At 57.4% G+C, this 12512-nt stretch carries 15 protein-coding genes; 5 read left to right on the forward strand and 10 right to left on the reverse strand.

All coding sequences use genetic code 11. The annotated features are described in order from the left end of the window. Positions 1–10: 10 nt before the first annotated feature. The 5 genes from nqrE to CLV87_RS17450 are packed head-to-tail and all read right to left on the reverse strand — an operon-like array spanning position 11 to position 4622. Positions 11–619, reverse strand: coding sequence for an NADH:ubiquinone reductase (Na(+)-transporting) subunit E (gene nqrE / locus CLV87_RS17430; RefSeq protein ID WP_099247439.1), 609 nt, complete (start codon positions 617–619; stop codon positions 11–13). Next, positions 619–1272, reverse strand: coding sequence for an NADH:ubiquinone reductase (Na(+)-transporting) subunit D (locus tag CLV87_RS17435; protein ID WP_099247440.1), 654 nt, complete (start codon positions 1270–1272; stop codon positions 619–621). Before CLV87_RS17435 ends, nqrE begins: the two co-directional genes overlap by 1 nt. After that, positions 1273–2082 carry a Na(+)-translocating NADH-quinone reductase subunit C gene (locus tag CLV87_RS17440; RefSeq protein ID WP_099247442.1) on the reverse strand — a complete coding sequence of 270 codons (810 nt, stop codon included), beginning with the start codon at positions 2080–2082 and terminating at the stop codon, positions 1273–1275. It abuts the gene before it with no gap. Then, complete coding sequence (locus CLV87_RS17445) at positions 2075–3274, reverse strand: NADH:ubiquinone reductase (Na(+)-transporting) subunit B (RefSeq protein ID WP_099247444.1); 1200 nt, start codon at positions 3272–3274, stop codon at positions 2075–2077. Before CLV87_RS17445 ends, CLV87_RS17440 begins: the two co-directional genes overlap by 8 nt. A gap of 4 nt (positions 3275–3278) precedes the next feature. Then, positions 3279–4622, reverse strand: a complete 1344-nt coding sequence (locus tag CLV87_RS17450; RefSeq protein ID WP_099247446.1) for a Na(+)-translocating NADH-quinone reductase subunit A — start codon at positions 4620–4622, stop codon at positions 3279–3281. A 174-nt stretch (positions 4623–4796) separates the two neighbouring features. Between CLV87_RS17450 and CLV87_RS17455 the strand changes: the two genes are divergently transcribed. The 3 genes from CLV87_RS17455 to CLV87_RS17465 are packed head-to-tail and all read left to right on the forward strand — an operon-like array spanning position 4797 to position 6619. Continuing rightward, positions 4797–5816, forward strand: a complete 1020-nt coding sequence (locus tag CLV87_RS17455) for an FAD:protein FMN transferase (protein WP_235871968.1) — start codon at positions 4797–4799, stop codon at positions 5814–5816. Between the two features lie 21 nt (positions 5817–5837). Continuing rightward, positions 5838–6080 carry a (Na+)-NQR maturation NqrM gene (gene nqrM, locus CLV87_RS17460; RefSeq protein WP_099247448.1) on the forward strand — a complete coding sequence of 81 codons (243 nt, stop codon included), beginning with the start codon at positions 5838–5840 and terminating at the stop codon, positions 6078–6080. A gap of 20 nt (positions 6081–6100) precedes the next feature. Next, positions 6101–6619, forward strand: a complete 519-nt coding sequence (locus CLV87_RS17465) for a CBS domain-containing protein (RefSeq protein WP_099247450.1) — start codon at positions 6101–6103, stop codon at positions 6617–6619. A 2-nt stretch (positions 6620–6621) separates the two neighbouring features. Here CLV87_RS17465 and CLV87_RS17470 read toward each other — a convergent pair whose 3' ends face one another. Beyond that, entirely contained in the window at positions 6622–6807 is a 186-nt protein-coding gene (locus tag CLV87_RS17470; RefSeq protein ID WP_099247941.1) for a hypothetical protein, read from the reverse strand. Between the two features lie 162 nt (positions 6808–6969). Continuing rightward, positions 6970–7281, reverse strand: coding sequence for a hypothetical protein (locus CLV87_RS17475; RefSeq protein ID WP_133840823.1), 312 nt, complete (start codon positions 7279–7281; stop codon positions 6970–6972). Positions 7282–7614: 333 nt separating this feature from the next. Between CLV87_RS17475 and CLV87_RS17480 the strand changes: the two genes are divergently transcribed. Further along, a complete protein-coding gene (locus CLV87_RS17480; RefSeq protein ID WP_099247456.1) occupies positions 7615–8142 on the forward strand; it encodes a phosphoribosyl-AMP cyclohydrolase in 528 nt (175 codons plus the stop codon). A gap of 254 nt (positions 8143–8396) precedes the next feature. Here CLV87_RS17480 and CLV87_RS17485 read toward each other — a convergent pair whose 3' ends face one another. The 3 genes from CLV87_RS17485 to CLV87_RS17495 form a co-directional block, all read right to left on the reverse strand. Beyond that, positions 8397–9710 (reverse strand): TRAP transporter large permease, encoded by a 1314-nt coding sequence (locus tag CLV87_RS17485; protein ID WP_099247458.1) that lies wholly within the window; start codon positions 9708–9710, stop codon positions 8397–8399. Further along, on the reverse strand, positions 9707–10282 hold the full coding sequence (locus CLV87_RS17490; protein WP_099247460.1) for a TRAP transporter small permease: 576 nt from the start codon (positions 10280–10282) through the stop codon (positions 9707–9709). The genes CLV87_RS17485 and CLV87_RS17490 overlap by 4 nt, the downstream gene beginning before the upstream one ends. A 74-nt stretch (positions 10283–10356) precedes the next feature. After that, positions 10357–11397 (reverse strand): TRAP transporter substrate-binding protein, encoded by a 1041-nt coding sequence (locus CLV87_RS17495; RefSeq protein WP_099247462.1) that lies wholly within the window; start codon positions 11395–11397, stop codon positions 10357–10359. Between the two features lie 570 nt (positions 11398–11967). Between CLV87_RS17495 and CLV87_RS17500 the strand changes: the two genes are divergently transcribed. Further along, a complete protein-coding gene (locus CLV87_RS17500) occupies positions 11968–12498 on the forward strand; it encodes a DUF2478 domain-containing protein (RefSeq protein ID WP_166652781.1) in 531 nt (176 codons plus the stop codon). The last annotated feature ends 14 nt before the right edge of the window (positions 12499–12512 follow it).

The raw sequence follows: 12512 nt of genomic DNA on the forward strand, positions 1-12512 counted from the left end.
TCGCGGCCCCTTACAGCTTGACACCAGAGAAGGACATGAAGGCCAAAGCCATCAGACCTGCGGTGATGAAGGTGATGCCAAGCCCCTGCAAACCATCCGGAATGTCAGAGTATTTCAGCTTTTCGCGCACACCGGCCATGGCGGTGATCGCCAGGGCCCAGCCAAAGCCGGAGGAGACACCATAAGTGACGCTTTCGGCCAGATCATAGCTGCGTTCCACCATAAACAGCGAACCACCCAGGATGGCGCAGTTCACGGTGATCAGCGGCAGGAACACGCCAAGCGCGTTGTAGAGCGGCGGGAAGTATTTATCCAAGACCATCTCAAGGATCTGCACCAGCGCCGCGATAACCCCGATATAAGAGATCAGACCGAGAAAGGTCAGATCCACATCCGAGAAACCCGCCCAGGCCAATGCGCCCGGGGCCAGAAGATAGGTCAAGATCAGGTTGTTGGCGGGCACGGTGATTGTTTGCACGATCATCACCGAGATACCCAGACCAATCGCTGTCGAGATCTTTTTGGAGACCGCGATAAAGGTACACATACCCAGGAAAAAGGACAGCGCCAGGTTCTCAACAAAGATCGCCTTGACCGCGAGGGAAAGGAGTTCTTCCATCAGTGTGCCTCGACCACTTGGATTTTGTATTCACGCTCTTCGACTTGGCCCGGCTTCCAGGTGCGGAAAGCCCAGATGATCAAGCCAATGATAAAGAACGCCGATGGGGGCAGCAGCAGCAGGCCGTTGGGCACATACCAGCCACCGTTGTTAACCGTCTCAAGGATAGTGATCCCGAACAGGCTGCCCGAGCCGAACAGCTCGCGGATCACGCCAACCAGCATCAGGATCAGGCCATAGCCCAGACCATTGCCCACCCCGTCGATAAAGCTGTCGAGCGGCGGGTTTTTCATGGCAAAGGCTTCGGCGCGGCCCATGACGATACAGTTGGTGATGATCAGGCCGACAAAGACCGACAGGGTCTTGGAGATTTCAAAGGCATAGGCCTTGAGCACCTGATCGACCAGGATCACCAGCGAGGCGATGATCACCATCTGCACGATGATCCGGATGCTGCCGGGGATGTGGTTGCGGATCATCGAGATGAACATCGACGAAAACGCCGTCACCAGCGTCACCGCCAGCGCCATCACGAATGACACCTGCAAGGAGGATGTCACCGCCAGCGCCGAACAAATGCCCAGCACCTGCAAGGTGATCGGGTTGTTATCGACCAGCGGATCGACCAGCATTTCTCTGCGTTTATGTGCCATCTAGATCTTCCCCGCTTTCAGGTTGGTCAGGAACGGAGCATAGCCAGCCTCGCCCATCCAGAAATTCACAAGATTGTGGACACCGGCAGAGGTCAGCGTGGCACCGGCCAGCGCGTCAACGTGGTAATCAGCCCCCGCCGCAGGTGCGGCCTTGGTTACGCTGATCTGCAATTCGCCGGATTCGTCAGCCAGCTTCTTGCCCTTCCACAGCGCTTTCCAGCGTGGGTTATCCACCTCGGCACCCAGACCCGGTGTTTCCGCATGTTCATAGAATTGCAGACCAAAGATGTCGTTGCCGTTCTCTTCAAGCGCGATAAAGCCATAGAGCGTCGACCACAGGCCATAGCCATGCAGCGGCAGGATAACCTTGTCGATGGCACCAGCCTCGTCACGCAGAATATAGACAGTCACGAATTGGCCCTGACGCACGATGCCCGCCGGGTCGTCAGCCAAGGCAACCGAAGTTGCCGGATCTTCGGCTGCGGCGCGGTCGTCAAACTCGGCCGCGACGAACTGATCGGTGAACTCACCACTGGCCAGTTCCAGCACCTGCGGTTCAAAGGCGGCAAACGCCTCCAGAACATCGGTGTTCGGGTCATAGATGCCGGCGACTTGCAGAATGTTGATCTGTTTGTCTTTCAGCGCGTTCACCGCCTGGATCGGACGCAGGGCCACAGCCGCTGCAGACACGATCATCGAAGCAACAAGGCAGACCGCCACGGCGACAAAGATCGTCTTGGGCACGGAATCTGCGGGCAGAGCCAGAAAGCGGCGCAGCGCCCCTTGGGGTTGTTGATCCTGCTCAGACATTGCGCTTGGCCCTCCGCCGGATATTTGCCTGCACGACAAAGTAGTCGATCAATGGCGCGAATACGTTACCAAATAGGATGGCGAGCATCATGCCTTCGGGGAAGGCCGGGTTCACCACGCGGATCATCACGACCATAAAGCCGATCAGCGCCCCGTAGATGTAGCGGCCCATATTGGTATGCGCGCCGGAAACAGGTTCGGTGACCATGAAGACCAGCCCGAACGCATAGCCGCCCAGCACCAGATGCCAGTACCATGGCAGTGCGAACATCGGGTTGGTGTCGGACCCGACCCAGTTCAGCAGGGTCGAAAAGCCGATCATGCCGACCAGACAGCCCACCACCATGCGGTAGTTCGCAATCTTGGTGGCCAGCAGGAAGGCCAGGCCGATAAAGCAGGCAATGGCCGAGGTCTCGCCCATCGAGCCGGGGATCACCCCGACAAAGCTGTCCCACCAGGTCATGCCGCGTGCAGCCAGTTCCTGGAACCCGTCAGACGCGGTTACGGCCAGCGCAGTCGCCCCGGTGAAACCATCAACCGGCACCCAGACTGAATCCCCCGACATTTGCGCCGGATAGGCGAAATAGAGGAAAGCACGACCGGTCAGCGCCGGGTTGAGGAAGTTTTTGCCCGTGCCGCCAAAGACTTCTTTGCCGATCACCACACCAAAGATGATGCCCAGTGCCACCTGCCATAGCGGCGTCGTGGCGGGAACGATCAGGGTGTAAAGCATCGAGGTGACAAGGAAACCCTCGTTGACCTCATGCTTGCGCACGGTGGCAAAGATCACCTCAAAGATACCACCGGCCACCAGCGTCACAATATAGATCGGCAGGAAGTACAGCAGCCCGTGCAGCGCGTTGGCCACCGGGTTGGCGGCGTTGAAACCGATGCCCAGCCCTTCGATAATGGCTGCGCGCCAGCCGCTTGCGCCATGTTCGGCGATGGCCATATTGGTTTGATAGCCCGTATTATACAGCGCCATCAGGATACAAGGGATCGTCGCGATGACCACATAGGTCATGATCCGCTTCATATCGATATAGCTGCGCGCATGCGGCGCGGCTGTCGTCACGGTTTTAGGCGTATAAAGGAAGCTTTCCACCATCTCATAGATGGGGAAGTAGCGTTCCCATTTGCCGCCATTCATGAAATGCGGTTCGATCCGATCAAAGAAATTCCGAAGACCCATTGCTTTAGCCCTCTTTCTCGATCTTGGTCAGGCAGTCACGCAATGCCATCCCGTATTCATATTTTGCCGGGCAGGCAAAGCCCACCAGACCCAGATCTTCCTCGTCCAACTCCAACGCGCCCAGCAATTGGGCCTGGTCGGTGTCCATGACCAACAAAGCGCGCAACAGCTGTGTCGGCAGGAAGTCCTGTGGCATCAATTCTTCGAATGTGCCCAGAGGCACCATCGCACGGCGACCGCCATTGAGGTTCGAGGTCAGCGGATAAAGCTTTTTGCTGATCGCCGAGCCCAAAACCGGCTGCACCGCGAATTTCGAAAACATCGGGCGGATCCAACCCATGGGGATCTGCTTGTGATCTTCTTCGATCAGGGTGATCTGGCGTGCATAGCGCCCGAGATAGGCCGCCGGACCTTCGCCGCCACGACCGCTGAGGACCGAGCCCGAGATCATGCGCACGGGCAGATCGCCGGGCAGGTCATTCGCTGTCAGATCCGCCATCGAGGCACCGGCAACAGTGCGCACCAGACGGGGGTCTTTGCAAACCGGCCCGGTCAGGGCGATCACGCAAGAGGCATCATACTTACCGGTCAAAAGCAGACGGCCAATGGTGATCACATCCTGATAGCCGATGGTCCAAACCACCTTGTCCCCGGCAATCGGGGTCAGGAAATGCAGATGTGTGCCCGCCAGACCAGCAGGGTGCGGACCGCTAAAGCTGACCGCTTCGACACCTTGCGCGTCATGTCCGGGCAGCGGTTGGCCCTGGCCCTGACAGAGATATGTGGTGCCCTCTGTCAGCGAGGCGATGGCGGCGACGCCTTTGGCAAAGGCGTCGGCATCTTCCTGGATCGCCACGGTTGGATCGGCCGCCAAAGGCTCTGTATCCATGGCGGTGATCAGGATCGCGGCGGGCGCGCTGTCGGGGCTTGGCACCTTGGAATAGGGGCGCGTGCGGAATGAGGTCCACAAACCAGCAGCGCAGAGTTTCTCAACCAGGCCGGCGCGCGTGGTCGCATCACCGGTATCGGAAAAATCAACGCCTTCACCTCCCGCTGGATCAACATCAATCTCAATGCTGATCAGCTTGCGCCGTGCGCCGCGATTGATCGCCTTGACCTTACCCGCAACGGGCGAGACCACCTGGGCCTCTGGCATGTCTTTGTCAAACAGTACCGGGGTTCCTGGAACGACCGCGTCTCCTTCGGCCACGAGGATACGTGGCTTTAGTCCGACATAGTCCTCCCCCAAGATCCCGACGGTGCTCAGATCTGGCGCAGAACCGATTTCGGGGCGGGCTGCCCCGGTGATCGGCAAGTCTAGGCCTTTTCGCAGCTTGAAGTGCTTCAAGTTTCTCTAACCCCAACCGGTGTGTCTTCGACGAGCGTGCAGATACCGCCAAAATGGCGAAACCGCGCTCTGGGGTGCGTGCTAGTGCCTTTGGCCGGAAATTGCCATATTGGACTTGAAGATTTTCCGCGATTTCGTCAAAAGCGTGTCGAAACTTCAGACAAGGATCACATTGTGAGCAGCTTGACCACGTTCTCCCGCCGCGCGTTTCTGGTAATGCCATTTGCATTGGCCGCTTGCTACAATCGCACACAGGTTATTGAGCTTGTTGGTCAAACCATGGGAACGACCTACAAGGTTGTGGCCGTTGATCACAAGAACGCCGTCGACAAGGCAGAGGTCGAAATGCGCATTTCGGCAGCGCTTGCGGATGTGAACAAAGCCATGTCGAACTGGGACGATTCGTCGGAAATCTCGCGGATCAACGCCGCGCCCGCCGGTGCGCGGGCCGATATGTCGCAGGAATTGGCGCAGGTCATGAATGCCGCTGCCGACGTGAACGCCGCCAGCCAGGGTCGATTCGACACCACAATGGGCCCGCTGATCGAGCTTTGGGGCTTTGGCGCGCCGGGTCAAACCGCGCTGCCAAGCGAGGCTGCCATTGCGGCGGCACAAGCCAAATCCGGTCACGCAAACTCGCTGCTGCTGACCGGTCAGAACGTCGAAAAGACCCGCGAAGACGCACAGGTTTATCTGGCGGGTATCGGCAAAGGCTACGGTGCCGACCATGTGGGTCGCGCACTCGAAGATCTGGGCCTGAGCGATTACATGGTTGAGATCGGTGGTGATCTTTACGCCTCGGGCCGCAACCCCGAAGGCATGGCCTGGCAGATCGGCATTGAATCTCCTGATCCGCTGGCGCGTGGCGTCATGGGTGTTGTGGGCGTGTCCGGCATGGGCCTCGCCTCTTCCGGGGATTATCGCAACTATTTCGAGGCGGATGGGCAGCGTTTCTCGCATCTGATCGACCCTGTGACTGGCCGTCCTGTGGATCACAACACCGCCTCGGCCACCGTTCTGGCGGATAACGCCATGCTGGCCGATGCCTGGTCGACCGCGATGCTGATCCTGGGCCGTGAACGTGGTCTTGAGGTTGCCGAGCAGCATCACATTGCCGTGCATTTTGTGGACCGCAACGCCGATGGGTCCTATGTGACTCATCAAAGCGCTGCCTTTGCATCGCAGCTCGCCTAACCCTCGGTTGAAAGGCAGTCCATGGCCACCTTCTTTCTGACCTTTGCCGCGTTGTTGATCATCATGCTGGGCATGTCGCTTGGCGTGATCCTGATGAACAAGCGGATCAAGGGCAGCTGCGGGGGGCTGAATGCGATTGCCGATGCGGATCAATGCCTTGTCTGTAACAAGGAAATCGATCCCAACAGCCCCCTACGCGAGCGGCTGGCCTGCCCACGGGCACGCAAAATGCTTGAGCAAATGGAGAATGATCGCGTAGGCTGATCCGTAAGGAGGAATTGCCTATGCCATCATCTTACCAGTCCCCCATGCGACAAGATCAGGATGCCGCCGCTGGCTCAAAGAGTCAGACCGTCAATGTGTCCGATCAGAATGCCACCGTCGCGGATGTCCTTGCGGGCAAAGGGGGCGAGGTGTTTTCGATCAAACCCAATGAAACGCTAGGCACCGCTGTACAAGAGCTGCGCGATCGTCGGATCGGCGCGCTGGTTGTCACCGATGATGCCGGTGCCTTGGTCGGGATTTTGTCCGAGCGCGATATCGTGCGCAAACTGGCGGATACACCGGGCCAGACCCTGCCCCAGCAGGTCGGCGATGTCATGACCAAAGAGGTGCAGACCTGCGGGTCAAGCGCGCCGTTGGTCGGGGTGCTCAAGCAAATGACCGAAGGCCGCTTTCGCCATATGCCCGTGGTCACCGATGGCCAGCTGGTTGGCATGGTCACCATTGGCGACGTGATTCAGCACCGATTGACCCAGCTGGAACACGAAGCGCTGCACCTTAAGCAGTTGATTATCGGGTAGATTTACCCGGCGGTCTCCATTGGTACAAAGCCAAGGATGATCAGCCCCGCCGCCGCAATGATCCCGAAGACCCAGTATTGATACTTTGGGCCTTCGGCCTTCCAGACGCGGCGGTATTGAAAGCCTGCCAGGCAGGCAATCACAAAAATCAAGGTGGCCACAAAGGGGCTGAGCGTGAGGTCTGCCATATTTTGGCGGGCTTTCTTGCGAAGACGTGTCGGTGGCATCGCAATGCCACCTAATCCAGAGAAAAGCCAGCACGACCTGAGCCCTTTGGCGAACGTCATCCTGCGAACCAGCGTCCCTTTGTGGCGAACCCCAAGCGAGTTTTACCTGCTTGGGGCGGTTTCTTATTTCTTCTTCAGCCGTTTACGCAGCTTTTCGCTGTCACTGGTCGTTTCATCGTTTTCACAGGTGTAATATTTGCCATCGACATGGGTACAGAGAATCCCCAAAAGAGTGCAGCCCCCGTCAGTGTCACATTTGCAGGTCCATTTCCCGGTTAAATCGCTTGGGTTACAATTGATGTGAGTCTGGTCGGGGATATCTGCGGTAAATCCGGGCTTATCCGGGGCTTGTTCGATTTTCAGCGTTTGGGCGGTGGCCGGTGACATGGAAATGCTCAGAGCAAGACAGGTCAAAAGGGTCGAAATACGACGCATGGGGTTTCTCCAAATTGGTTGCTTCAATATCAAGCAGCTTATGGGTGACCTTGCGCCAATCAACTCCCCCTTTCCGTGCACCTTGAAAACCGGCAAAACCCGGCGCGGGGATGGATTCAAAGAAACATATTCTCGCCGAGGCCTGTAAAACTGCCAGATTGATCCGGCAAATCTCCGCCGTTTCCACGATTTCAAGCCGGAAACTTTGCAGTCAATCAAAGGTGCATGTTGACCATAGGTTACACATCTTTAAGATGTTTTCACGCGCGGCATTGTAACCATGGGGGTTGTATTTGTGCTGCGCGGATGCCTCTATTTGAAAGGGAAACCGTAATGACTCTGATCAAGAGCCTCTCCGCTGCCACCATTATGATCGCCTCCGCCTCTGTCGCGCTGGCCGAAGGTATTACTGAACAAGATGTTATTGATGCGCAGGCCGCCTGGGGCCAGGGGATTGTGGATATTGCCAAGCTGCACAGCGATGGCGGTGACTTTGCGGGACGAGCCAAGGAGCATCTGGATGTGCTCTATGCCTATGACAGCGAAAAGGTGATGTTCAAGCCGACTTTGGCGGCAGAGGATCAGTTCCGCGAAACCTTTGACGAAGCGCTGAGCTATTTCATCGGCACAGAGGGCAGCGAAGACAAGGGTTTTGCCATCAAGGGCTGGACCAAGGTGCGGTTTGAAAGCAACGGCATCTTTACCTCGGGCGATGCGGCAACCGCCATGGGCAACTATTACTTCACCGGCCCGGATGGCTCTGAAACCAAGGTGGAATACAGCTTTGGCTATGTGCGCGGCGACGATGGTGCGTTGAAGATCAACCTGCACCACTCCTCCCTGCCCTATGCCCCGCAGTAAGGTCGTGAAGCAAATCAGGCGGGCAAGGCCCGCCTGATTTTTCGTGTCGGTTTATGCTGGAACTCACCTCCGGATTGCTTGCAATCCGGTTCGCGCCCGACCACGCCCCCCTGGGCGGGCGCGAATTGACTGGCAGGTCTCGGCAAACGTCAACGTTCACTAACCCTTAACCCGGTCTCCAAGTTCCAATGCGCCCACCCACGGTGTCGGGCGCAAACCTCTGTTGGTGTTCAAAGCAGTCTCTGCAAACCTCACTAAGGTATCAAAAACAGCGTGATCGCCGGGAAGAGCACCAGGATGACCACACGGATCAGGTCGGAGCTGACGAACCACATCACCGCTTTGTAGGTCTCAACCATGGGGGTTGAGCGGTCCATCGCGTTGATAATGAACAGATTCATCCCCACCGGCGGCGTAATCAACCCGACCTCGACCACGATCAGCACCAGGATGCCAAACCAGATCGCCACATGTTCAGGGCTCATGCCGAAATCAAGCGCCTGGATCACCGGGAAGAAGATCGGGATGGTCAGCAGGATCATCGACAGGGAATCCATCAGGCAGCCGAACACCAGGTAAAAGGCCAGGATCAGGATCAGCACGGTCCAGCTGCTGAACCCCTGCCCCACAACCCAGGATGACAGCTCTTGCGGCACCTGTGTGAGCGCAAGGAAACTGTTATAGAACCCGGCCCCAAGCACGATGAAAAAGATCATCGCGGTGCTGGTGGCTGTGGCAATGATGCTTTCCTTGAACACCTGCCAGTTGAGATTGCCCGAGACCAGCGCAATCACGCCCGTCCCCGCAGCGCCAACAGCCGCGCCTTCGGTCGGGGTGAACCAGCCGAGATAGATGCCACCGACAACCAGGCCAAAGACCAGAACCACCGGCCAGACATCCATCATCGCCTTGATGCGTTCCGCCATCGGCACAGGCGGACGTGTGCCCGCGCTTTTGGGGTTCACGCGCACATAGAGCGAGATGGTGATCATATAGCCAATCGCCGCCAGAATGCCCGGCACAAAGGCCGCAAGAAACAGCTTGGCGATGTTCTGCTCGGTCAGGATCGCATAGATCACCAAAATGACACTAGGCGGGATCAAAATGCCAAGCGTGCCGCCCGCCGCCAGAGTCGCGGTGGAAAACCCGCCCGCATAGCCGTATTGGCGCAGCTCTGGCAGGGCAACGCGGCTCATGGTGGCGGCAGTCGCCAACGAGCTGCCACAGATCGCGCCAAAGCCTGCACAGGCCCCGACCGCGGCCATGGCCACCCCGCCGCGACGATGCCCCAGCCAGCTTTCAGCCGCTTTGAACAGCGCCGAAGACATGCCCGACAGGGTCGCAAACTGCCCCATCAGCAGGAACATCGGGATGATGGTCAGCGAGTAGCTGGAAAAGGTCGAATAGGTCTCGTTCTTGAGCTTGGCCAGCACCATCGTGCTGCCGCCCATGGCAAAATACAGCCCGCCCATCCCGCATAGCATCATCGCAAGGCCAATTGGCGCGCGCAAAAAGATCATGCCCAACAGGATCGGGAAGGACAGATAGCCCATTTCTAACATGCTCAATGGGAGGCTCCTTCGGAATAAGGCAAGAAGTGGCGCTTGGTCAGGGTTTCAGCGATCCGCCCTATGGCGGTATAAATCGCGGTGATCGTCGCCACAAAGGCCGCAACAAAGCTGGCCGCATAGGCCCACCAGATCGGGAATTGCAGCAAGAAGGTGGTTTCCCCATATGACATCTTGCTTTGCATGCCTTCATACAGCCGCCAGGTGATCAGGATCAGCACAATGGCAAAGATCACTTCCCAGAAGGCTTGAATGATTTTGTTCAGTTTTTGCGACAGAAACGAGGTGAACACATCCACCGTCGCATGGCCGCTATAGAGTTGCGCAACCGGCAGGAAGGCAAAGATGGCAAAGGCCACTCCGGCTTCGACCAGTTCGAAATCGCCAGTGATCGGGCCGACACCCGTATTGATCAAGGTCTTGCCCAGGGCTTCGGGCATCCAGCCGGCATGACCCAGCGTGTTCAGCCCACGCCCCAACACGCTGATGCAAGTCAGGATCACCAGGGCGGTCAATACGATCCCGCCCAAGATTGCCATAACCCGCGCCAAACGCTCCATCCATTTCAGCATCAGAGGTTCTCCGGATAAAACATGCCCCCGCCCGGTCAGGCAGGGGCATCTTTTGTTTCGCTTGTGTCAGCCGTTTACTGGCTGTGCTTGGCGATCAGTTCGGCGGCACGCGCTTTGAGCGCGGTCCCGTCCAGACCTTTTTCGTCCATTTCCGCCACCCAATCGGCTGTGGTGGCTTCAGCGGCCGCTTTCCATTCGGCAACCTGATCGGCGTTCAGGGTGATGATATTGTTGCCACGCTCCATGGCCGCTTTGGCCGGGCCGGCATCATCCATCTGCATCTGTTTGCCGGCAAAGCCGCTGAATTCCAGACCGGAATTCGCATCAATCACCGCCTTCAGATCATCAGGCAGGGCGTTGTAGCGGTCTTTGTTCATCGCAAAGACAAAGGTGGTTGTGTAAAGCGTGTCATCGCCAAAAGTGGTGTGGTTGCCCACCATTTCATTGACCTTCAGCGCGCCGGTGACTTCCCAAGGGATCACGGTTGCGTCGATCACGCCTTTGGACAGCGCCTCTGGCACGGCAGGAACAGGCATGCCGACCGGGGTTGCGCCCAGATTGCTGAACATCTTGTTGGTCACGCGGGTTGGCGCGCGCAGTTTGACACCATTCAGGTCGCTGACGCTGGTGATCGGCTCTTTGGAGTGAATAAGACCCGGACCATGCACCCAGAGACCCAGCACTTTGACCTGCTTAAAGTCTTGATCCATCATGGATTCTTCGGCCAGTTCCCAATAGGCTTTGGACACGGCCTCGGCATTGGTCATGGTGAAGGGCAGTTCAAACACCTCGGCGCGCGGGAAACGGCCCGGTGTGTAACCGGCAACGGTCCAGGTGATATCGGCAACGCCGTCAACAACCTGGTCAAACAGCTCTGGTGGCTTGCCGCCCAGCTGCATGGCCGGGAAACGCTGGATCTCGATACGACCGTCGCTTTCGGCTTCGATCTTGTCAGCCCAGACATCCAGAATGTTCTTTGGCACATTGGCCTGCGCGGGCAGGAACTGGTGCAAACGCAGTGTCACATCGGCGGCAAAAGCGCTGGTGGCCAGAGCCCCGGTTGTGATGGCTGCCAAGGCAACCGATTTCAGAAAGGTCCTGCGAACTTGGGTCATATTATCCTCCCTTATGACCTTTTTCGGATCAGATGGCGCATGTCTGATGCGCCCTCTGGATTGTCTCACGGCCCCGGATCGGGGACCGTCACGCTGTCGCAATCGCGATGCTCAAACGCAGTCTGAGACAAGAACGTTTCAATTGCAACAAATTTTCAGCAGCGCCATAGTGAAGCATCTGCGTCATGTTGGATCAGGCACTTGTTTCCTGTTTTTTGCAAGAATAACGCGCAGAACCGCATAAAATATGAAGTATACCTAACAAAAATTCATCTATCCGGCGATTTTGGCCGCTTTTGGCGCAAAATCACGATATGTGAATACGAGGTAGTTTCAAGTTAAATTTCGCGTGATGATTGTGGTAGCGCTGAGAGTGCCCAAATCGCGAGTCCCAGTGACCGGGGCCCCGATTCAGTCATTTGATACCATCGGTGAGCCGGCTTGCGGATCGCCATGCTTAACCACTATTGCACGCCCTCCCCCTTTTCAAACCGGCTGCAAGTTTGACATTCCTCAATGAAGGGGTCGGCCATCGCAGCTAAGGTCAGGATGCAAGATAGGAGAGTTGCCATGAAAATCGCCTTTGTCAGCGCGCCGGGAAAAGGCGAGACCGACAGGCTCCTGACCCAGGCCGCCCAAGCGCTTGAGGCGCGCGGTTTGGCGCCGAGCGGGATCGTCAAGGATATGTCTCATGACAGCCGCTTTGAGAATGGCTGTGACATGAAGGTGCGGGTGCTTTCTGATCACAGCATCATCCAGATCACCCAGGATCTGGGAAGCGGGTCAAATGCCTGCCGCTTGAACCCCACCGCCATTGCCGAGGCCGTTGCCCGTGTCGAAGCCAGTGACATGGCCAAATCAGATTTTTTCCTGCTGAACAAATTTGGCCCCGAAGAGGCCGAGGGACGCGGATTTGTTTCGGCCATCAGCAAAGCGCTTGAGCTGGATATCCCGGTTCTGGTCGGCGTCAGCCCCGCCAACCGCGCGGCCTTTGACAGTTTTGCCGGTGGCTTGGCTGTCGAATTGCCAAATGATGCAAATAAGATTCACATTTGGTGCATGAATGCGCAGAGCGAGATCGATAAAGTGAGCGCTGAGTAACCGGGACATTTTCC

It is taken from the genome of Pelagimonas phthalicica (assembly GCF_004364805.1).
Taxonomy (GTDB): domain Bacteria; phylum Pseudomonadota; class Alphaproteobacteria; order Rhodobacterales; family Rhodobacteraceae; genus Pelagimonas; species Pelagimonas phthalicica.

Bases quoted from the DNA above. Each gene is read 5' to 3' on its own strand.
- nqrE (WP_099247439.1), bottom strand. From the start codon at position 619: ATGGAAGAACTCCTTTCCCTCGCGGTCAAGGCGATCTTTGTTGAGAAC.
- CLV87_RS17435 (WP_099247440.1), bottom strand. From the start codon at position 1,272: ATGGCACATAAACGCAGAGAAATGCTGGTCGATCCGCTGGTCGATAAC.
- CLV87_RS17440 (WP_099247442.1), bottom strand. From the start codon at position 2,082: ATGTCTGAGCAGGATCAACAACCCCAAGGGGCGCTGCGCCGCTTTCTG.
- CLV87_RS17445 (WP_099247444.1), bottom strand. From the start codon at position 3,274: ATGGGTCTTCGGAATTTCTTTGATCGGATCGAACCGCATTTCATGAAT.
- nqrM (WP_099247448.1), top strand. From the start codon at position 5,838: ATGGCCACCTTCTTTCTGACCTTTGCCGCGTTGTTGATCATCATGCTG.
- CLV87_RS17465 (WP_099247450.1), top strand. From the start codon at position 6,101: ATGCCATCATCTTACCAGTCCCCCATGCGACAAGATCAGGATGCCGCC.
- CLV87_RS17470 (WP_099247941.1), bottom strand. From the start codon at position 6,807: ATGGCAGACCTCACGCTCAGCCCCTTTGTGGCCACCTTGATTTTTGTG.
- CLV87_RS17475 (WP_133840823.1), bottom strand. From the start codon at position 7,281: ATGCGTCGTATTTCGACCCTTTTGACCTGTCTTGCTCTGAGCATTTCC.
- CLV87_RS17480 (WP_099247456.1), top strand. From the start codon at position 7,615: ATGACTCTGATCAAGAGCCTCTCCGCTGCCACCATTATGATCGCCTCC.
- CLV87_RS17490 (WP_099247460.1), bottom strand. From the start codon at position 10,282: ATGCTGAAATGGATGGAGCGTTTGGCGCGGGTTATGGCAATCTTGGGC.
- CLV87_RS17495 (WP_099247462.1), bottom strand. From the start codon at position 11,397: ATGACCCAAGTTCGCAGGACCTTTCTGAAATCGGTTGCCTTGGCAGCC.
- CLV87_RS17500 (WP_166652781.1), top strand. From the start codon at position 11,968: ATGAAAATCGCCTTTGTCAGCGCGCCGGGAAAAGGCGAGACCGACAGG.